Source organism: Pseudomonas sp. MWU347 (assembly GCF_017947305.1).
Classification (GTDB): domain Bacteria; phylum Pseudomonadota; class Gammaproteobacteria; order Pseudomonadales; family Pseudomonadaceae; genus Aquipseudomonas; species Aquipseudomonas putida_A.
The window spans coordinates 406,305-425,878 of record NZ_JAFGZB010000001.1 but is presented as its reverse complement, the minus strand read 5'-3'; the positions used below and the strand labels follow the sequence as shown (position 1 = coordinate 425,878).

Below are 19,574 nucleotides of genomic sequence, written 5' to 3'. Positions count from 1 at the left end.
GCGCAGCGGGACTTTTAAGCTGAATTTGTTTTTTGACGTCAGATTTTTAGCGGTGAGCGATCAAGCGGGCCCGCGGAAATCCCGTGGCAGGAGTTCCCGTGGGCGAAGACGGGAAAAATCAGGCGGTTTCCTGTTCTCTCAGAATGGTCAGCACGGTTTGCACATTTTGCGCGGCATCACGACCCAGGCTGGTCAGATACCCGCCATCGGGCTTGTCGGTGAGGTCTTTCTCGAAGAGGCGTTTGGCGGCGGCGATATGTTTCGGGGCAGCGGTCTGATGAATTTTCAAACCTTCCTGGGAACTGTCCAGGGGAAAGAGTGCGAGGACTTCCAGTTCGGCAACCAGCTCAGGGGTAAGCGACATAAGGACTCCAGACTTTCTAGGAATTGGACGACAGCGCCCCTAAGGTGAACCCGCTTTTGCGGCATGTCCAGTGCTCAGATCAGGGATTTTGTCTTGAGGCGAATTCCAGTGTAGTCGGGGCCGGAGAGATGGCTGGATGGATACGTTACAAACCTTGTGGGAGCGGGCTTGCTCGCGAAGGCGTCGGGTCAGTCGCCCTGTTCGTGATTGATCCACCGCCTTCGCGAGCAAGCCCGCTCCCACAGGGGAAATGTGTTGTTACTGCTTTTCCGGTGGCAACTCTGGCAACGCACGCAGCGCGGTTTCATACCACTCGGTATTGAACGCGCGGTCTTCGTCGAGCATCGCGTCGATTTCGTAGGCCAGCACGTGGGCCATCAGATTCAGGATGTCATCACGCTCGTAACCGACCAGCGTCAGCTTGTTGAAGGTTGCCTTGGCCGCTGGCGGGTTGTCGCTTTCGATCTGGTTCTCGATCGCTTCGATCAGCGTCGATTCGGTGAACTCTTCTTCATCATTGTCGATGTCAGTCGGCTCGCTCATGGCAGGCTCCTCAAGGAAAGGCGCCAGTTTACCCGCATTCAGCGGCGTGATGCTGCTGGCAGGATCACGCCCGGCGATCTATAAACAGTGACTGCCCACCCCGCACGGCCTGGAGGCTATGTGATGTTCAAGCTCTACGGATTCGCTGTCAGCAACTACTACAACATGGTCAAGCTGGCGCTGCTGGAAAAAGGCCTGCCGTTCGAAGAGGTGACGTTCTACCCGACGCCGACCCCGCAATCGCTGGCGATCAGCCCGCGCGGCAAAGTACCGGTACTCGGCGTCGATGCCGGATTTATTAACGAAACCGCGATCATCCTTGAATACCTCGAGCAGACCCAGAAGGGCACGCCGCTGCTGCCGAGCGATCCATTCGAGCGGGCGCAGGTGCTGGCGATCGCCAAGGAAATCGAGTTGTACATCGAACTGCCGGGCCGCGCCTGTTATGGCGAAGCGTTCTTCGGCTCGCCGGTGCCGGAGGCGATCAAGGAGAAAACCCAAGCCGAGCTGCTGCTGGGTTTCGCGGCACTGGGCCGCCACGGCAAATTCGCCCCGTACGTGGCGGGCGACAGTTTGAGCATCGCGGATTTGTATTTCCTGTACAGCGTGCCGCTGGCCTGTGCGGTCGGGCAGAAACTGTTCGGGATCGATTTGCTGGCAGAGATGCCGAAAGCCAAGGCGCTGCTGGAGCGGCTAGAGCAGAATCCGCATGTGCAGAAGATTGCAGCGGACAAAGAGGCGGCGATGCCGGCGTTTTTGGCGATGATCGCTGCCAAGAAGTAAGTTTTTTGGCGTTCTGAAGGACGCATTCGCGAGCAAGCCCGCTCCCACTGGGGATTTCGTTGGTCACAATGTTGTGTTCAACATCAATCCAAATGTGGGAGCGGGCTTGCTCGCGAAGCTTTTGACCTTTAGCGGCTGGCGATGACGGCCTGACCGCGAACCACCGCTGCCTTGACCTGCGCCGGCGCCGTCCCGCCGATATGGTCACGGGCATTCACCGAGCCTTCCAGGGTCAGCACGGCGAACACGTCCTGCTCGATCTGGTCGCTGAACTGTCGCAGTTCTTCCAGGCTCATCTCGGCCAGATCCTTGCCGGTGTCGACGCCGTACTTCACCGCGTGACCGACGATTTCGTGGCAGTCACGGAACGGCAGGCCACGGCGCACCAGGTAGTCCGCCAGGTCGGTCGCGGTGGAGAAACCACGCAGGGCCGCTTCGCGCATGATCGCGTGTTTCGGTTTGATCGCCGGGATCATGTCGGCAAACGCCCGCAGCGAATCGCGCAGGGTGTCGGCGGCGTCGAACAGCGGCTCTTTGTCTTCCTGGTTGTCCTTGTTGTAGGCCAGTGGCTGGCCCTTCATCAGGGTCAGCAGACCCATCAGGGCGCCGAACACGCGGCCGGTCTTGCCGCGAACCAGTTCCGGCACGTCCGGATTTTTCTTTTGCGGCATGATCGAGCTGCCGGTGCAGAAGCGGTCCGGCAGATCGATGAACTGGAACTGCGCGCTGGTCCACAGCACCAGCTCTTCGGAGAATCGCGACAGGTGCATCATCGCGATGCTCGCGGCCGAGCAGAATTCGATGGCGAAATCGCGATCGGAAACGTTGTCCAGCGAGTTGCCGCCCACGGCGTCGAAGCCCAGCAGTTGCGCGGTGTATTCGCGATCGATCGGGTAGGTGGTGCCGGCCAGCGCGGCGCTGCCCAGTGGCATGCGGTTGGTGCGCTTGCGGCAGTCGACCAGGCGCTCGTAGTCGCGGCTGAGCATTTCGAACCAGGCCAGCATGTGATGCCCGAAGGTCACTGGCTGAGCAGTTTGCAAGTGAGTGAAGCCGGGCATGATGCTCGCCGCTTCACGTTCGGCCTGCTCCAGCAGGCCTTTTTGCAGGCGGGTGATCTCGGCCAGGATCAGGTCGATCTCGTCGCGCAGCCACAGGCGGATGTCGGTGGCGACCTGGTCGTTGCGGCTGCGCCCGGTGTGCAGTTTCTTGCCGGTGATGCCGATGCGATCGGTCAGGCGCGCTTCGATGTTCATGTGCACGTCTTCGAGGTCGACGCGCCAGTCGAACTGGCCGGCTTCGATTTCGCCCTGAATGGTCTTCAGGCCGTCGATGATGCTGTCGCGCTCGGCATCGGTCAGCACGCCGACCTTGGCCAGCATGGTGGCGTGGGCGATCGAGCCCATGATGTCGTGGCGATACAGGCGCTGGTCGAAGGTGACGGAGGCGGTGAAGCGGGCGACGAAGGCGTCGACGGGTTCACTGAAGCGGCCGCCCCAGGACTGATTGGTCTTGTCAGTGCTCATGAATTCGCTCGTATCGGCTTGAAGAAAGAAGGCGTGAAACGCTGGCGCGGATAATAACAGGGTTGCCAATCCTGTCGCTGACACCGGTCGATACGTTTTTTTCTCATCTGCTCATTCATAGTCGGCGCCGTCTGTGGGGGATTTGCGCAAGGATATTTTTCGATTGAGCAATATCGGCCCGGCAAGCGTCTACAGTTGGACATAAGGGTCGGCGCGACTGCGGATCGCACAAAGGTCCGGACGCCGACTATAAGAAGAGGGGGTGGGTGGTTTTGTCCTTTGGCATACCCCGTGAAAAACGCAGGAAACAGCGGGCTTTGAGCAGTACGACCCGGACACTGGCAAATATTGCTGGCCGACGTACGGCACTTTTTGGCGCTCGGGCTAGTCTTAGCGTGGATCGCGGTGACGGACGTCACTTCACCTGTCTACGCTATCCTTGTGCGAGACTCACGCAGGAATCCAGCGCAATATGAATGTCCTGATCGTTGATGACGAACCACTGGCTCGCGAGCGCCTAAGCCGAATGGTAAGCGAGCTCGAGGGTTATACAGTCCTGGAGCCCAGCGCCACGAATGGCGAAGAGGCGTTGGCGCTGATCGACAGCCACAAGCCGGATATCGTGCTGCTCGATATCCGCATGCCGGGCCTCGATGGCCTGCAGGTCGCTGCCCGTCTGTGCGAACGCGAAACGCCACCGGCCGTGGTGTTTTGCACCGGCCCCGATGAATTTGCCGTGGAAGCCCTGCAGGCCAGCGCCGTGGGCTATGTGGTGAAACCCGTGCGAACCGAACATCTGCATGACGCCCTGAAACGGGCTGAACGTCCCAACCGGGCGCAACTCTCGGCCCTGACCCGTCCCGCCGCCGAAAGCGGTAATGGCCCGCGCAGTCACATCAGCGCCCGCACCCGCAAAGGCATCGAGCTGATCCCGCTGGATCAGGTGGTCTATTTCATTGCCGATCACAAATACGTGACCCTGCGCCATGAAAGCGGCGAGGTGCTGCTGGATGAGCCGCTGAAAGCCCTCGAAGACGAATTCGGCGAGCGTTTCGTGCGTATCCACCGCAACGCGCTGGTCGCCCGTGACCGCATCGAGCGTCTGCAACGCACGCCGCTGGGGCATTTCCAGCTGTTCCTCAAAGGCCTCAATGGTGATGCGCTGATCGTCAGTCGTCGACATGTGGCCGGTGTGCGCAAGATGATGCAGGGCCTCTGACCCGGCCTTCGCGCTTGGTTTCACTTTCTTCTACCGGGCATCGCAGGCCAGGGAGGCCACGCCGTTTCTGATTCAAGTCAAAGTGGATTTGGCTGAGCTGTTATTATCCGCCGTATCTATTCAGTACGGATTGATCCATGTCCTCTCGCGAAATCCGCATCGCCACCCGTAAAAGTGCGCTGGCCCTCTGGCAGGCCGAATACGTCAAAGCCCGTCTGGAAGCGGCCCATCCGGGTCTGCTGGTGACGCTGGTGCCCATGGTCAGTCGCGGCGACAAGCTGCTCGACTCGCCGCTGTCGAAAATCGGCGGCAAGGGCCTGTTCGTCAAGGAGCTGGAAACCGCGCTGCTGGAAAACGAAGCCGACATCGCCGTGCATTCGATGAAAGACGTGCCGATGGACTTCCCCGAAGGCCTTGGCCTGTTCTGTATCTGCGAACGCGAAGACCCGCGCGATGCTTTCGTTTCCAATACCTACGCCAGCCTGGATGCGCTGCCTGCCGGCGCCATCGTCGGCACCTCCAGCCTGCGGCGACAGGCGCAGTTGCTGACCCGTCGTCCTGATCTGGAAATCCGCTTCCTGCGCGGTAACGTCAACACTCGTCTGGCCAAGCTCGATGCCGGCGAGTACGACGCGATCATCCTCGCGGCGGCCGGTCTGATCCGTCTCGGTTTTGAAGACCGCATCACCTCGGCCATCAGCGTCGATGACAGCCTGCCGGCCGGTGGTCAGGGCGCCGTCGGCATCGAGTGCCGCAGCGCCGACACGCAAATCCACGCCTTGCTCGCACCGTTGCATCACGCCGACACCGCTTCGCGCGTGACCGCTGAACGTGCCCTCAACAAACACCTGAATGGCGGCTGCCAGGTGCCGATTGCCTGCTACGCCGTGCTCGAAGGTGAGCAGTTGTGGTTGCGTGGGCTGGTGGGCGAACCGAGTGGTGGCAAGCTGCTCAGCGCCGAGGCGCGCGCGCCGCGTGCCGATGCCGAGACGCTGGGGGTGAAGGTTGCCGAAGACTTGCTCAGCCAGGGTGCCGACGACATTCTCAAAGCGGTGTATGGCGAGGCAGGTCACGAGTGACTGGCTGGCGCCTGCTGCTGACGCGCCCTGCGGATGACTGTGCGGCGCTGGCCGCGGTGTTGGCCGGACAGGGGATTTTCAGCAGTTGCCTGCCGCTTCTGGACATCGCGCCGCTGCCGGTCTCTGACAAGATACGTCAGGCGCTGGCGCAGCTGCCGGGTTGCAGCGCGGTCATCGTGGTCAGCAAGCCGGCGGCGCGGATTGCGCTTGATCTGCTGGACGCTCATGGGCTTCAGTCGCTGTCGATGCCGTGGTTCAGCGTCGGTGCGGCGACCGCGCAGATTCTTCGCGATCACGGTCTCGACGTACACTTTCCCGCCGACGGCGATGACAGTGAAGCCCTGCTGCAATTGTCGCGTCTGCGCGAGGCGGTCACCGAGCCCGGCGCGCAGGTGCTGATCCTGCGTGGCGAGGGTGGCCGCGAGCTGCTCGCCGAGCGCCTGCGCGCGCTTGGTGCTAGTGTCGAGTATCTGGAGTTGTATCGGCGTGACCTGCCGGCCTACCCGCCGCAAGAGCTGCCGCGGCGCATTGCAGCGGAACGCTTGAACGGGCTGGTGGTCAGCAGTGGACAGGGTTTCGAGCACTTGCGCCAGATGGCCGGCGATGCCTGGCCTTCAATTGCGCAGTTGCCGTTGTTTGTGCCAAGCCCAAGGGTTGCCGAGCTGGCACATGCCGCCGGGGCCCGAACAGTTGTGGATTGCCGCGGCGCGAATGCCGCGGCTTTGCTGACGGCGTTACGGGAGCATCCCGTGCCCGTTCTCTAATGCAAAGGATGGATACGTGAGCGAAACAGCCTTGCCTAAAGTTGATGTCCAGCCTGTGATCGATGCCCAGGTTGAAACTCCACCGCCGGCCAAAGAGCCGCGCCGAGGCAACGGACTGGCCATTGTCGCCCTGTTGCTCGGCGCTGCCGGCGTGGCGATCGGTGGCTGGGGTGTCTGGCAGGTGCGTCACCTGCAGAGCAACACCGCACAGCAGTCGGATCAGGTGCAGGCGTTGAACGATCAGGCGCAGAGCCTCAAACTCAACGAACAGCGTCTGACCGAGCGCCTCGCGCAATTGCCCGGTGCCGATGAACTCGCCGAACGTCAGCGTCTGGTGACGCAATTGCAGGGGGATCAGCAGCGCCTCAATCAGCGTCTGGAAACCGTTCTCGGCGCCAGCCGCAAGGATTGGCGTCTGGCCGAGGCCGAGCATCTGCTGCGTCTGGCCAGCCTGCGTCTGTCGGCCTTGCAGGACATCAGCAGCGCCCAGGCGCTGGTGCAGGGTGCCGACGAAATTCTGCGTGAGCAGAACGATCCCGGCTCGTTCGCCGCCCGCGAGCAAGTGGCGAAAACCCTCGTGGCGCTGCGCAGCACCGAGCAGCCGGATCGCACCGGTCTGTTCCTGCGCATTGGTGCCTTGCGTGATCAGGTCATCGAACTGACCGAGCTGGCGCCTGAGTACAAGGATCGCGGCGAATCGCTGCTGGGCCTGACCGCTGACGGCGATGGCGCCAGTCGCTGGGCGCAGTGGTGGGATCAGGTGTCGCGTTACATCCGCATCGATTTCAATGCCGACAAGAATGTGAAGCCACTGCTGGCCGGGCAGAGCCTGAGTCAGGTGCGTCTGGCCCTGAGTCTCGCGCTGGAGCAGGCGCAGTGGGCTGCGCTCAATGGCCAGGCGCCGGTCTACACCCAGGCACTGACCGAAGCGCGGGACGTGCTCAAGGGCAATTTCAATCCGGACAATCCGCAGAGCAAAATCATGCTTGAACAGGTTGCCGAGCTGAGCCAGCAACCGGTCACCGTCAAGACGCCGGACCTGACCGGCACGCTGAGTGCGGTGCAGGCTTATCTGGAGCGCCGTAACGTCAACGCTGAAGAGTCGGTCAAACCGTTCGCCAAACCTGCCGCCAACACCGCGCAGGAGACCACGCCATGAAACGCCTGTATGTGATCGTGTTTCTGGTGATCGCGGCGACGGCGGCACTGGGCCTGGCGATTGCCGAACACTCCGGGTACGTGTTGATTGCCTACAAGAGCTTCCGCTACGAGGCCAGTCTGTGGGCCACGCTGGGCCTGATCGCGGTGTTGTGGCTGCTGATCTGGGGGATCAAGGCCTTGGTCGAGCTGGTCATGGCCTCCAGTGGCGTGGTCAATCCGTGGTCGCGCCGCAACCGCAGCCGGCGGGTGCAGGTGGCCATCGAACACGGGCAGCTGGATCTGGCCGAAGGTCGCTGGGCCAGCGCGCAACGTCATCTGTCTCGCGCCGCCGAGGCCGAGCGCCAGCCGCTGTTGTATTACCTCGGCGCGGCACGCGCGGCCAACGAACAAGGCAAGTACGAAGAGTGTGATCAGTTGCTTGAACGTGCGCTGGAGCGCCAGCCTCAGGCCGAATTGGCGATTGCCTTGAGCCATGCGCAGTTGCAGACCGATCGTGGTGACACCGACGGCGCTCTGGTGACCCTGCAGGCGATGCACGAACGGCATCCGCATAACGTGCAGACCCTGCGTCAGTTGCAGCGTCTGCATCAGCAGCGCGGCGACTGGTCGGCGGTGATTCGCCTGTTGCCGGAGCTGCGCAAGGACAAGGCTTTGCCTGCGGCCGAACTGGCTGAACTGGAGCGGCGTGCCTGGGGTAACAACCTGTCCCTGGCGGCGCATCGGGACGAGGACGGCAAGGTCGGTCTGCAGTCACTCACTCGTGCCTGGGAGCAGTTGACCTCCGCGCAGCGTCAGGAGCCGGCGCTGGTGCTGGCATACGCCGAGCAATTGCGTCAGTTGGGTGCTCAGGTCGAAGCTGAAGAAATCCTGCGCAGCGCCCTCAAGCGCAAGTACGACAGCCATCTCGCGCGTCAGTATGGCCTGGTGCGCGGCAGCGATCCGGCGCGTCAGTTGCAGGCCGCTGAAGGCTGGCTCAAGGAGCATCCAGCGGATCCGAGCCTGTTGCTGACCCTCGGTCGTCTCTGTCTGCAAGCCAGCTTGTGGGGCAAGGCACGGGATTACCTGGAAAGCAGTCTGCGAGTGCAGCGTAACCCGGAAGCCTGCGCCGAGCTGGCACGTCTGCTTGCGCAACTGGGTGACACCGAGCGCAGTAACCAGCTGTTCCAGGAGGGTCTCGGATTGCTGGATGAGCGTCTGCTGGCCGCGCCGTTGCCGGTGCCGGTTCACGCCTGATATCGCGAGGGAGCATGCTCCCTCGTTAACGTTCAGTGAGCGAAAAATTACCTGTGGCGGGCGTCTTGGGCAAAGTCCTACAACGGACTACACCTATTCCTCTCGCACCTGTCGGGTTTTCCCTACACTTCTGGTGAACTGTCGCCAAGGCCCCGCCTTGAAAGGCTGACAAGCTTTCCTCTACCGTAACTGCCTGTCTCCACTGTTACGGAAAAGCCATGTCGTTGGCCTGTTCACGCTCCTTGTTTTTCACGGCTTTCACTGCAGGGGCCATGGCCCTGGGAGCTTCCTATTATCTCGAGTATGCGGTCGGGCTGACGCCCTGCAGCCTGTGCCTGGCGCAAAGGTTTTTCATGGCGTTGCTGACGTTCTGTTGCGGGTTGGCGGCGGTCCACGGCCCACGGCGTGTCGGCCTGTCGCTGTACTGGGTCGCCGCGCTTGGCCTGAGCCTGGGCGGGACGACGGCGGCCTGGCGACAGGTGTTGTTGCAGAGTGACCCGTTGATGCAGATGACGAGGTGCGCGCCTGATGCCGAAGCGTTGTTCAGCAACCTGCCGTGGTTGTGTGCAACGTTGCGGATGCTTAGGGGCGGTGTAGATTGCGCAGAAATTTCCTGGACGCTGTTCGATTTGAGCATTCCGGAATGGAGCCTGCTGTTCTTTGTGGCGATGTCGATCCTGGCGGTCTATCAATTGCTGCGGCTGGTCTGGAGCGCTCTGCAGCGACCGCTCAGCGGCGAAGCGTCGCACCACACGCTGGTCAGGGATTAAACACTTGTATGAACTTTATCTCCTGCGTACCTTGAAGCCATAGGCGTGCGGGCATAATCTGGCCCGCACGTGTCATTGGATTTATGTTGCTCGATGACGCTCTGCCCGGTCGGCCCCCAAGCGATAACAGCCAGAAGAGGGGCGCGGGTGTAGAGCAGCATGACCCACAAGGGAAGAGAGATCGCCATGCTCGAAAGTTGTCAGAATGCTCAGGAACGCTGGGGTGGAGTTCATCTGCTGATCGACCGCTGGTTGCAAGAGCGCAAGGAGCTGATCGACGCCTACGATAATCTCGGTGCACAGCCTGAGTCGCTCTCCGAGAGCCGCAAGCCTCTGCAGGAGTTCTGTGGCGTGCTGGTCGATTACGTGTCGGCCGGGCACTTCGAGATCTACGAACAGCTGACCGGTGAAGCCAAGGCCTTCAACGACAAGCGCGGCCTCGAACTTGCCGAAACGCTCTATCCGCGAATCGACGTCATCACCGAAAAACTCCTCGCGTTCAACGACCTTTGCGATGAAGGCAAATGCGTCGCCGAGAAGTTCAAGGAGCTGGGTGGCCTGCTGCACGAACGCTTCGAACTGGAAGACTGCCTGATTGAAGTGCTGCACACGGCACACAAGCAGGAAGATCCGGTTCAGGCTTGATTCGTTTCTCGCATACAAAAAAACGCGGTGCGTCGAAAGCGCACCGCGTTTTTTTATGCCTGCGTGCTGGGTGCGATCAGCTCGTTGCGCCCCGCAGCTCGACCTCAAACACCAGCGGGGTAAACGGCGCAATCAGATCGCCCGCACCGTCAGCGCCGTAGGCCTGATCCGATGGAATCACCAGTCGCCACTTGGCACCCACCGGCATGTTCTGCAACGCAGTACGCCAGCCGGCAATCACGCTGTCGAGGCTGAACCATTGCGGCTGAGTGTTCTGATCGAACACGGTGCCATCCGGCAGTCGTCCGACATACAACACCTGGACTTTTCCATCGGGGCCGGCCTTGGCACCGGTGCCCGGTGTCAGCTCGGTCAGCAGGATGCCGTCGGCCAGTTCCTTCACGCCCGGTTTGGCTTTTTCGGCGGTGAGAAAACGTTGTTCGTTTTCCATCGCGGCGTCGCTCGACGGCAGCGATGAGTGCTCGGCGTTTTGCGATTCATGATCGGCCAGGATCTGCTCGATCCGCGCTTCGCTCAGTGCCAGCGGCTTGCCTTGATAGGCCTGCTGCAAACCGTCGACCAATGCCTGGATCTGCAATTGCGGCACTTCCTGACGCAGCCGTTCACCGAGGCTGGCGCCGAGGCTGTAGGCCAGATCGTGAGCATCGTTCGCGGTGGTTTTTTCCTCGGCGTAGGCCACGGAAAAAATCATCCAGAGGGATAAAAAAAGGTAGCGCGACATGGGCACTCTCCGTCCTGAGATGCGGGCGATTATGCCAGCGCGAAGGTCTGCAACGGTGAACTGCTTTTGTCTTTGTGCAGAACATTTTCGCTTCGTTGCAACGCAACGGTTTCGATACTGTCAAGATGACCTAGCGGCGGTAACTGCAGAGGTCTAGTATGAGCCGCACTCACGTCAGCCAGGAGGTAAACCATGTCGGCCACCAAGAAGCCTGTAAACACTCCGTTGCACTTACTCCAACAACTCTCGGGCAGCCTGCTCGAGCATTTGGAAAACGCTTGCTCCCAAGCCTTGGCTGATGCTGAAAAACTGCTCGCCAAACTGGAAAAGCAACGCGGCAAGGCGCAAGAAAAACTGCACAAGTCCCGCACCAAATTGCAGGACGCAGCCTCTGCCGGTAAAGCCAAGGCGCAGAACAAGGCCAAGGCTGCCGTCAAAGAACTTGAAGACCTGCTCGATGCGTTGAAGGATCGTCAGTCCGACACTCGCGGCTACATTCTGCAACTCAAGCGCGATGCCCAGGAAAGCCTGAAACTGGCCCAGGGTGTCGGCCGGGTGCAAGAGGCCGCCGGCAAAGCGCTGTCCTCCCGCGCCGCCAAACCAGCAGCAGCGCCTGCGAAAAAAGCGGCAGCCAAACCTGCTGCGGCGAAAGCCCCGGCGAAAACCGCTGCGGCAAAACCGGCAGCCAAACCGGCAGCCAAACCAGCAGCCAAGGCACCGGCTAAAACCGCCGCCAAAACCGCAGTGAAAAAACCGGCTGCGGCGAGCGCTGCGAAACCGGCCGCACGTACTGCCGCTGCCAAACCTGCAGCGGCCAAACCGGCTGCCAAGCCAGCAGCAAAACCTGCTGCGCGCAAAGTCGCTCCGGCAAAAACCGCTGCTGCTAAACCAACTGCCAAAGTAGCGGTAAAACCGGCTGCCAAACCTGCCGCGAAAACCGCTGCGGCAAAACCGGCAGCCAAGACTGCGGCCAAACCAGTCGCGGCAAAGCCTGCTGCCAAGGTTGCTGCCAAACCAGCGGCCAAGCCTGCCGCTAAAACCGCTGCCAAACCTGCAGCAGCAAAACCTGCGACCGCTGCAGCCAAGCCTGCCGCCAAACCAGTAGCCGCTAAACCAGCCGCCAAGCCAGCTGCCAAACCTGCCGCGAAAAAACCGGCCGTTGCCAAACCAGCTGCCGCCAAGCCGGCGACTGCACCTGCCGCCAAGCCAGCCGCTCCGGCGCCGGCCGCCGCCGCGCCTGCTCCAGCCGCTTCCACCTCGACCACCACGACTGCGCCAACGCCAGCCGCTGCGTCGAGCGCCAGCAGCAACCCGACCAGCGCTTCCTAAGTGCCGGTTGCCGCGACGCGCAGCACTTGCAGCGCGTCGCGGTTCGGGCTGGCGGCCGATCCCGTCAGACTCTCCAGCCACTCCCCCGACGCTGATGCGTCATCGCGCGGCCAATCCTGCGCAACCTGTTCCAGTTGCCACAGCAGATGCCGTTCGGCTTCCAGCTCCAGCGCCTTCATTTGTGCTCGCAGCCCCTTGAGCACCGGATCTTCCTCGGCCAGGGTTTTCCACTGAGTACGCAACGCACGCAGTGGCTGCACCACCTCCGCATCCCACGGCCCCACCAGCGTTTTCAGCTGCTGCACGCGCTGTTCGTCGCAGGCCGCGCCGCGCTGCTCCAGCCATAAACCGCACAGCAGCAGGCAGACATTGGCCCCCGCCGCTTGCAGTTGCAGGCAGGCAGGTTCCACGCCCGGTCTGGCGTAGGTGGCAAGGGAAAAGCTCCACAGGTCAGAGGACATCGTGCTACTCGCGCCAGTTGTGAGCGAAGCTGGTAGACTCCGCCGCCATTATGATCCGACTTCAGAACCTGACTTTACAGCGTGGCCCGCAACGTCTGCTAGAAGACGCCGAGCTGACCCTGCACGCCGGCCACAAAGCCGGCCTCATCGGTGCCAACGGCGCCGGCAAATCCAGCCTGTTTGCCTTGCTGCGCGGCGAGTTGCACCCGGACTCGGGCGATTGCCTGCTGCCGGCCGACTGGCGGATCGCGCACATGCGCCAGGAGGTCGACACCCTCGAACGCCTGGCGGTCGACTATGTGCTCGATGGCGACCTGCGTCTACGCGAAGTGCAACGTGACCTCGCCGCCGCCGAAGCGGCCCACGATGGCACGGCTCTGGCCCGTCTGCACGCCGAACTCGACAGCGCCGACGGCTATACCGCCGATGCGCGGGCGCGCAAGTTGCTGGCCGGTCTCGGTTTCACCAATGAACAGATGGATCGTCAGGTAGGAGATTTCTCCGGTGGCTGGCGGATGCGTCTGAACCTGGCGCAGGCCTTGATGTGTCCGTCGGACCTGTTGCTGCTCGACGAACCGACCAACCACCTGGATCTCGACGCGATCATCTGGCTCGAAGAGTGGCTGAAAAGCTATCCGGGCACCTTGCTGTTGATTTCCCACGACCGCGACTTCCTCGATGAAGTGGTCGATCACGTGGCTCATGTCGATCAGCGCAAACTGACCCTGTACCGTGGCGGCTACACCGCGTTCGAACGCGCCCGTGCCGAACGTCTGGCCCAGCAGCAACAGGCCTACGAGAAGCAGCAGGCGCAACGTGCGCACATGGAAAGCTACATCGCCCGCTTCAAGGCTCAGGCCACCAAGGCCCGTCAGGCGCAGAGCCGGATCAAGGCCCTGGAGCGCATGGAAGAGCTGTCGGCGGCCCACGTCGATTCACCGTTCGACTTCGTGTTCCGCGAATCGACCAAGATCTCCAGTCCACTGATCGACCTGTCCGATGCGCGCCTGGGTTACGGCGACAAAACCATCCTGGAGAAGGTCAAGCTGCAACTGACCCCGGGTGCGCGGATCGGTCTGCTCGGGCCGAACGGTGCCGGTAAATCGACCCTGATCAAGAACCTCGCCGGCGAGCTTGAACCGCTGGCCGGGCGCCTGACCCGTGGCGAAAACACCGTGGTTGGCTATTTCGCCCAGCATCAGCTCGACTCGCTGGATGCCAAGGCCAGCCCGCTGCTGCACTTGCAGCGTCTGGCGCCGACCGAACGCGAGCAGACCCTGCGCGACTTCCTCGGCGGTTTCGATTTCCGTGGTGCACGCATCGACGAGCCGGTGCTGAATTTCTCCGGTGGCGAGAAAGCGCGTCTGGCGCTGGCATTGATCGCCTGGGAACGGCCGAACTTGTTGCTGCTCGACGAACCGACCAACCACCTCGACCTGGAAATGCGCCTGGCGCTGACCATGGCGCTGCAGGAATTCAGCGGCGCGGTATTGGTGGTGTCTCACGATCGGCACTTGCTCAAGAGCACCACCGACAACTTCTACCTGGTCGCGGACGGCAAGGTCGAAGAGTTCGATGGCGACCTCGAAGACTACGCGCGCTGGCTGGTGGAATATCGTCAACGCAATGCGCCGGTCAGCAACACCCCGGTCAACCCGGACAAGACCGACAAAAAGGCCCAGCGCCAGGCCGCTGCTGCATTGCGTCAGCAACTGGCACCGCACAAGCGCGAGGCCGACAAGCTCGAAGCCGAACTGGGCAAGCTCCACGAAAAACTCGCCAAGGTCGATGCCAGCCTCGGTGACAGCGACATCTACGAGCCGGCGCGCAAGAACGAATTGCGTGATCTGCTGGCAGAGCAGGCCAAGCTGAAAGTGCGCGAAGCCGAACTGGAAGAAGCGTGGATGGAGGCACTCGAAACGCTGGAAAGCATGCAGGCGGAGCTGGAGGCGCTGTCCTGATGGAAGCGTTCAAGCTGCCGCTGCCGGCGATGTGGGTCGAGCCGATCTGGCTCGGCGTGCAGATTCTGCTGATCCTGTTGGCCGGTTACTTCGCTCAACGTGTCGTCGCTCGATTCCTCACCCGCCTGGGCGAGCGCTATCCGTTTCCGCCGCAGTTGCTGATGCCCCTGCGTGGCGTATTGCGCTGGCTGATCATGGGCAGCGCGGTGATTTTTGTGCTGGAGCGCCTCGGCGTATCGGCCACGGTGTTGTGGACGGCGCTGTCGGGTTTCGTCGCGGTGGCGGCGGTGGCGTTCTTCGCCATGTGGAGTGTGCTGTCGAACCTGCTTTGCGCGATTCTGATCTTCACCGTCGGCCCGTTCCGCCTGGGCGATGTGGTCGAGCTGGTGGACACCACCGACAAGCCGGGTGTCAAAGGCCGGGTGGTGGCGATCAATCTGCTCTACACCACGCTGGTCGAAGCCGAGGAGCTCGGGACGGGCAGCGCCATGGTGCAAGTGCCGAACAGCCTGTTCTTCCAGCGTTCGGTGCGGCGCTGGCGCGGGAGTGATGTGTTTCCTTCGAGCGGTTTCGAGAAGTAGTCCTCGGGCGTCTGATCTGACGCCTTCGCGAGCAAGCCCGCTCCCACATTGGATCTGTGATCGACACAAATCCAATGTGGGAGCGGGCTTGCTCGCGAAGAGGCCATCAGCCGCGCCCGAACCCTCCAGCAAAAATCGGTAGTCATCCGCGCCAAAGCGCATTAGCTTTGACGTCTTGTCACGAGCATGAGTCGAGGTGTGCGATGGAGCTTCAAACATGGCTGGCATTCTTTGCCGCCTGCTGGGTGATCAGTCTGTCCCCGGGCGCGGGCGCCATTGCGTCGATGTCCAGCGGTCTGCAATACGGTTTCTGGCGCGGTTACTGGAACGCCCTCGGCCTGCAGATCGGCCTGGCGGTGCAGATCGCGATTGTCGGCGCCGGTGTCGGCGCGATCCTCACCGCATCGGCCACCGCATTCCACGCGATCAAATGGTTCGGTGTGGCGTATCTGGTCTATCTGGCGATCAAGCAGTGGCGTGCGCTGCCGATGGACATGAGCGATGACGCGGCGGTACGGCCGATCGGCAAGCCGCTGGCGCTGGTGTTCCGTGGGTTTCTGGTGAACATCAGTAACCCCAAGGCGCTGGTGTTCATGCTCGCGGTGTTGCCGCAGTTCATCAATCCCCACGCACCGCTGCTGATTCAGTATGTGGTGATCGGTGCGACCATGATCTGCGTGGATCTGATTGTCATGGCCGGTTACACCGGGCTGGCGTCCAAGGTGCTGCGCCTGTTGCGTACACCGCAGCAGCAGAAACGCATGAACCGCACCTTTGCCGGGCTGTTCATCGGTGCGGCGGCGTTCATGGCGACGTTGCGTAAAGCGGCGGTGTAAAACCCGCAGGCAGAAAAAAGGCGACCTCTTGAGGTCGCCTTTTTATTCCTACTGATTTCTCCAGTGAACTCCGCTGTAGCGAGGGGATTCATCCCCGATGGGGCGCGAAGCGGCCCCGCTCTTGACCTGACAAGAAGGGGCCTGCTGCGCAGTCCATCGGGGATGAATCCCCTCACCACAGAGTTATTCACTCAGCCGGTCAGTGCAAAATCACCGGCGCGGTATCACGCGGCAGATTGTTGCGCTGCTGCGCCTCACGCGGCTGCTCGTAACCGCCGCCACCGAGCTGCATGCTCAGTTGCCCGGCCACGTCCTCACCCAGCGCTTTCGAAACTTCACGTACCACGCGAGGGCGATTCAGCGAGATCTTGATGTCGCGGCCGTTCACCAGTTTGGTGTCCTGCGCTTCGCCCATTGCCGTGAAGGCCGAGGTGATCTCGTAGGTCTTGGTGTTGATCAGGCTGAAATCCGCCACCAGCGTCAGGCCCAGCACCGCCGAATAACTGTCGGTGTGCGCCAGCTCGTTCATGTCCTGGGTGAAGTCGATGTCCGACACGGTGCCGAACAGCACGTAGTCGGCACCCTTGAAGTTGCCGGCCTTGATGCGCTTGATCACGTCGTAGACGTCACCCTTGGACGACGCGGTGTACGGCGTGCCCTGCACCAGCTGGAACATGCCGGTGCGGAGGATCTCGCCCTTGATGTCGCCGGTGAATTTACGCAGCTCACCTTGTTCGATGTAGCTGGTGGTCGCTTCCAGCTCGTTGTAGTTCGACGAACCACTGGAGCTGTAGTAACCCTCGCGGTAATTGTTCTGCGCCGAAACGATGTGGATGTACTGCTCCACCCGTTCCTGATACGCCAGATCCGTTACCGCGACTTTCGGGGCCGCTTGCACGCTGAACGCGCAAGCCAGGGCCATCATGCCAATCCATGCGCGCATCAATTAACGCTCCGTGGTTTTGCGGATCTCTTTTTCGTCCATCCACTCGGCCAGACCGCTTTCGACGTCGATCAGTTGCAGGCTGAATTTGTAGAAGACGTCCTTGTAGTCGCTGCTGCGCTTGACGATCGAGCTGATCGAGCCTTCCAGACGGTATTTGGCGGCGATCATGTTGCCGGTCTTGGCCACGGTGCTCTTCTTGTACAGGCCGCTCTGGTTCTGCAGCTTGAGCTGGTCGACCTGGCTCTGCATCGCGGTGTTGTCGCTGGCGAAGCGGGCGGTGCCGGACTTCATCAGCTGAGTCTTGATGCTGGTGGTGATTTCGCGGGTATCGATGTACTCGCTGGTCTTGTTCTTCACGTCGTAAACCTGCACCACCGGGCGGCCCTGCAGAATGCCGGACTGGGCCAGCGAGCGGGTCATCGATTCGGCGATCATTTGCAGGTCGGTCGAGCCGAATTCGTTGGTCACGGTTTCAACCGCTTTGGTGTCGCCGTAGCTGATGTTCTTGCTGCCCAGGGTCGGCGAGGTGTTGGCGCAACCGGAAGCCAGCAGGGCGAGGACAGCGATCAGGGAAAAGCGTGCAAACATGGGAATGCTCTCTAAAACAGGAATAGGGTGGCGGACTTAAGGCGTCTTGAGTTCGAGACGGAAATCCACGGCTTTCGGGGTCGGGGCGATGCCCTGGATGAAGCTGGTCTGAGCGCCGTACATCATCTGGCTTTTCCAGACTTCTTCTTCGGCGATCGGGAAACCTTCCGGGCCCAGCCAGGCGAAACGGTAGTAGAACGTCTTGTTGCTGTTGAGGGTGTTGGTCAACTGCACATTGACGGTCATGAAGCCGTTCTCTCGGGCGACGCGCATGGCGCCGACTGCGATGTGTTTCTGCGGACCCATGGCAACGACCTTGCTCGCGGCGCTGCCCGGCTCAGGAGGTGGCGGGGTGGCGCAGCCGCTGGCCAGCACGGCGAGGGCGGCAACGGTGAAGAGTTTGAAGCGCATGCAAAGACTCCGTTCTTAAGGTTGTTTGAGGCTGGCGACGTTGGTCGCGCCGGCGCTCGGAATGACGTGGGCGGCGACGCCACCGGCAAATACCTGATTTCCCACGGCACGCAGGCTGATCACTTGATAACGCTGATCGACGGTGACCTTGACCAGCGAGCCGCCGACAGCGCTCGGCAGACTGACTTGATGCTCGCCTTTCTTCAAGCGCAGACGCACCACTTGGGTGTTGTCCGGCAGGGTGCGCCACGTACGGGTATCGGCACCTTCCAGCACCGCTGAAGAAATACCCACGGCGAGACCGGCCAGCGGGTTGGTTTCGTTGATCTTCTTCTGCGCCACACCTTTGGTGATCGCGCGCACGGTGGTGCGCACGATGATCCCCGGCATGTCATCGCGCAGGGCGCGGCGCGACATGGCGGTGGTGCTGTTGAGGGCGGTCAGGTTGACTTGCTGGCCATCGACGCCAATCTGCGTGAATGGTGCGGTAGAGGTGTCAGGCTTGATGATGGGGAACGACAGCGGGGTGATCACCACGTTGTTGGAGATCGGCAATGGCAGCGGCACGCGGATCGAATCACGCGAGGGTGCCAGACCGCTTTGCACGACGATCAGGATATCGCTGTCGTCGGACTTGCTCGGCTTGTCGAGGTTGACCAGCGCCTGCTCCAGCAGCGGGGTGTTCGGGCGCAGTTCGGCCGCCTTGCGGTAGCCCGGCGCAGCCAGGTCTTTCTCGCCCAGGGCTTCGTAGACGAAACCGGCCAGGTAATGGCTGAACGCACTCTGGTAGCTGTTTTTCAGGCTGACCACTTCTGGCGCGTCGAGGCTGGCGACCGGGTAGCCTTGCAGATCCTTGTACTGAGTCTTGATGCCTTCTTTCTCGGCCTCTTCCTCACTCTTGAGGTATTCCTTGTCGCGCAGGTCGGCGATCACCGCTTCACGTTCGTGAGTTTTCTTGATCGCGGTGCGGGCGCCATCGAAGTCATTGACTGCCAGCAGGTTGAGGGCCATCTGCGTGGTCAACATGACTTTTTCGTAGTCGTAGCCTTCGTAGCGACGCACCTTGTCGTTGACCAGGAAGCTGCCGAACTGAGCCAGGTATTTACCGGTGTCGAGCTTGACCGAATCTTCCCACTGGCCAACCACCTGATCGGCGCTGGTCCAGGCGTTCTGGCTGCCGGACAGGTCGCCCTTGGCGCGCAGCAACTCACCTTTCTCGAAGTAATAGAGCAGGTCTTTGTCCGGACCGGTGTTGTTCTTTTCCAGCAGGCTCAGCGCGGCGTCGACGTTGCCGGTGGCCAGTTGCTGGTTGGTCTGGGCCAGTTCCGAATCGTAGTTGCGAAACGCCGAACAGCCGGACAGCAGAGTAACCGCGCTGAGCGCGATCAAGGTGGGAGTGCGCAATGCCATGGGGGTACTTCTTCCCTGAGCTAGAAACTGCATCAGCCGCCGGTGCTGGTCGGGCTGGTGTGACCCATCGACAGTGGCGCTGGCCTCCTGCCAATTCCTCATAACCAGAGGAGCTTTTATGCCGCGTCGCTATAGCGCGGGCGCGGCATTATAAGCGGGCGATGCTGGCCATGTAATAGCTTTTTAATCGCACTTGTTAGTTTGGTGCCATTACTCCTCTGCATT

21 protein-coding genes are annotated in these 19,574 nt (G+C 61.4%); 12 read left to right on the top strand and 9 right to left on the bottom strand.

The window, feature by feature from the left end:
- Window positions 1-118: 118 nt before the first annotated feature.
- Complete coding sequence (locus tag KCG87_RS01920; protein ID WP_098966233.1) at window positions 119-364, bottom strand: TIGR02647 family protein; 246 nt, start codon at window positions 362-364, stop codon at window positions 119-121.
- A gap of 258 nt (window positions 365-622) precedes the next feature.
- Window positions 623-907 (bottom strand): hypothetical protein, encoded by a 285-nt coding sequence (locus tag KCG87_RS01915; protein ID WP_027610447.1) that lies wholly within the window; start codon window positions 905-907, stop codon window positions 623-625.
- A gap of 123 nt (window positions 908-1,030) precedes the next feature.
- On the opposite strand from KCG87_RS01915, the gene KCG87_RS01910 reads away from it, so the two are divergent.
- Window positions 1,031-1,690, top strand: coding sequence for a glutathione S-transferase (locus KCG87_RS01910; protein WP_210556348.1), 660 nt, complete (start codon window positions 1,031-1,033; stop codon window positions 1,688-1,690).
- 128 nt (window positions 1,691-1,818) lie between these two features.
- Here KCG87_RS01910 and argH read toward each other — a convergent pair whose 3' ends face one another.
- Window positions 1,819-3,213, bottom strand: a complete 1,395-nt coding sequence (gene argH / locus KCG87_RS01905) for an argininosuccinate lyase (RefSeq protein ID WP_135296821.1) — start codon at window positions 3,211-3,213, stop codon at window positions 1,819-1,821.
- 472 nt (window positions 3,214-3,685) lie between these two features.
- Between argH and KCG87_RS01900 the strand changes: the two genes are divergently transcribed.
- The 7 genes from KCG87_RS01900 to rsd all read left to right on the top strand — a co-directional run bounded on the left by KCG87_RS01900 (window position 3,686) and on the right by rsd (window position 10,084).
- A complete protein-coding gene (locus tag KCG87_RS01900; protein ID WP_003229385.1) occupies window positions 3,686-4,432 on the top strand; it encodes a LytTR family DNA-binding domain-containing protein in 747 nt (248 codons plus the stop codon).
- Window positions 4,433-4,569: 137 nt separating this feature from the next.
- Window positions 4,570-5,511 (top strand): hydroxymethylbilane synthase, encoded by a 942-nt coding sequence (hemC, locus tag KCG87_RS01895; RefSeq protein ID WP_103483673.1) that lies wholly within the window; start codon window positions 4,570-4,572, stop codon window positions 5,509-5,511.
- Window positions 5,508-6,275 carry a uroporphyrinogen-III synthase gene (locus KCG87_RS01890; protein WP_134784944.1) on the top strand — a complete coding sequence of 256 codons (768 nt, stop codon included), beginning with the start codon at window positions 5,508-5,510 and terminating at the stop codon, window positions 6,273-6,275. The genes hemC and KCG87_RS01890 overlap by 4 nt, the downstream gene beginning before the upstream one ends.
- 16 nt (window positions 6,276-6,291) lie before the next feature.
- On the top strand, window positions 6,292-7,434 hold the full coding sequence (locus KCG87_RS01885; protein WP_210556350.1) for a uroporphyrinogen-III C-methyltransferase: 1,143 nt from the start codon (window positions 6,292-6,294) through the stop codon (window positions 7,432-7,434).
- Window positions 7,431-8,669 carry a heme biosynthesis protein HemY gene (locus tag KCG87_RS01880; RefSeq protein WP_098966222.1) on the top strand — a complete coding sequence of 413 codons (1,239 nt, stop codon included), beginning with the start codon at window positions 7,431-7,433 and terminating at the stop codon, window positions 8,667-8,669. Before KCG87_RS01885 ends, KCG87_RS01880 begins: the two co-directional genes overlap by 4 nt.
- A 218-nt stretch (window positions 8,670-8,887) precedes the next feature.
- On the top strand, window positions 8,888-9,439 hold the full coding sequence (locus KCG87_RS01875; RefSeq protein ID WP_098966221.1) for a disulfide bond formation protein B: 552 nt from the start codon (window positions 8,888-8,890) through the stop codon (window positions 9,437-9,439).
- 186 nt (window positions 9,440-9,625) lie between these two features.
- Window positions 9,626-10,084, top strand: a complete 459-nt coding sequence (gene rsd, locus KCG87_RS01870) for a sigma D regulator (protein ID WP_098966219.1) — start codon at window positions 9,626-9,628, stop codon at window positions 10,082-10,084.
- Window positions 10,085-10,160: 76 nt separating this feature from the next.
- Here rsd and KCG87_RS01865 read toward each other — a convergent pair whose 3' ends face one another.
- Complete coding sequence (locus tag KCG87_RS01865) at window positions 10,161-10,826, bottom strand: FKBP-type peptidyl-prolyl cis-trans isomerase (RefSeq protein ID WP_210556351.1); 666 nt, start codon at window positions 10,824-10,826, stop codon at window positions 10,161-10,163.
- 192 nt (window positions 10,827-11,018) lie between these two features.
- On the opposite strand from KCG87_RS01865, the gene KCG87_RS01860 reads away from it, so the two are divergent.
- Entirely contained in the window at window positions 11,019-12,155 is a 1,137-nt protein-coding gene (locus KCG87_RS01860; protein WP_210556353.1) for an AlgP family protein, read from the top strand.
- Here KCG87_RS01860 and KCG87_RS01855 read toward each other — a convergent pair.
- Window positions 12,152-12,616, bottom strand: a complete 465-nt coding sequence (locus tag KCG87_RS01855; RefSeq protein ID WP_098966214.1) for a TIGR02444 family protein — start codon at window positions 12,614-12,616, stop codon at window positions 12,152-12,154. The genes KCG87_RS01860 and KCG87_RS01855 overlap by 4 nt on opposite strands.
- Before the next feature lie 50 nt (window positions 12,617-12,666).
- On the opposite strand from KCG87_RS01855, the gene KCG87_RS01850 reads away from it, so the two are divergent.
- The 3 genes from KCG87_RS01850 (at window position 12,667) to KCG87_RS01840 (ending at window position 15,994) form a co-directional block, all read left to right on the top strand.
- Entirely contained in the window at window positions 12,667-14,577 is a 1,911-nt protein-coding gene (locus KCG87_RS01850) for an ATP-binding cassette domain-containing protein (protein ID WP_003229372.1), read from the top strand.
- Window positions 14,577-15,158 carry a mechanosensitive ion channel family protein gene (locus KCG87_RS01845; RefSeq protein WP_134784941.1) on the top strand — a complete coding sequence of 194 codons (582 nt, stop codon included), beginning with the start codon at window positions 14,577-14,579 and terminating at the stop codon, window positions 15,156-15,158. Before KCG87_RS01850 ends, KCG87_RS01845 begins: the two co-directional genes overlap by 1 nt.
- 203 nt (window positions 15,159-15,361) lie before the next feature.
- A complete protein-coding gene (locus tag KCG87_RS01840) occupies window positions 15,362-15,994 on the top strand; it encodes a LysE family transporter (protein ID WP_027610461.1) in 633 nt (210 codons plus the stop codon).
- A 199-nt stretch (window positions 15,995-16,193) separates the two neighbouring features.
- On the opposite strand, the gene KCG87_RS01835 is transcribed toward KCG87_RS01840, so the two are convergent.
- Genes KCG87_RS01835 through KCG87_RS01820 form a run of 4 tightly spaced genes read right to left on the bottom strand, consistent with a single transcriptional unit; the run spans window position 16,194 to window position 19,349 of the window.
- Window positions 16,194-16,937 carry a hypothetical protein gene (locus tag KCG87_RS01835; protein ID WP_027610462.1) on the bottom strand — a complete coding sequence of 248 codons (744 nt, stop codon included), beginning with the start codon at window positions 16,935-16,937 and terminating at the stop codon, window positions 16,194-16,196.
- Window positions 16,938-16,940: 3 nt separating this feature from the next.
- Window positions 16,941-17,528, bottom strand: coding sequence for a penicillin-binding protein activator LpoB (gene lpoB, locus KCG87_RS01830; protein ID WP_003229365.1), 588 nt, complete (start codon window positions 17,526-17,528; stop codon window positions 16,941-16,943).
- Between the two features lie 36 nt (window positions 17,529-17,564).
- Window positions 17,565-17,939 carry a YcfL family protein gene (locus KCG87_RS01825; protein WP_134784940.1) on the bottom strand — a complete coding sequence of 125 codons (375 nt, stop codon included), beginning with the start codon at window positions 17,937-17,939 and terminating at the stop codon, window positions 17,565-17,567.
- A gap of 15 nt (window positions 17,940-17,954) precedes the next feature.
- Window positions 17,955-19,349 carry a hypothetical protein gene (locus KCG87_RS01820; protein ID WP_134784939.1) on the bottom strand — a complete coding sequence of 465 codons (1,395 nt, stop codon included), beginning with the start codon at window positions 19,347-19,349 and terminating at the stop codon, window positions 17,955-17,957.
- Between the last annotated feature and the right edge of the window lie 225 nt (window positions 19,350-19,574).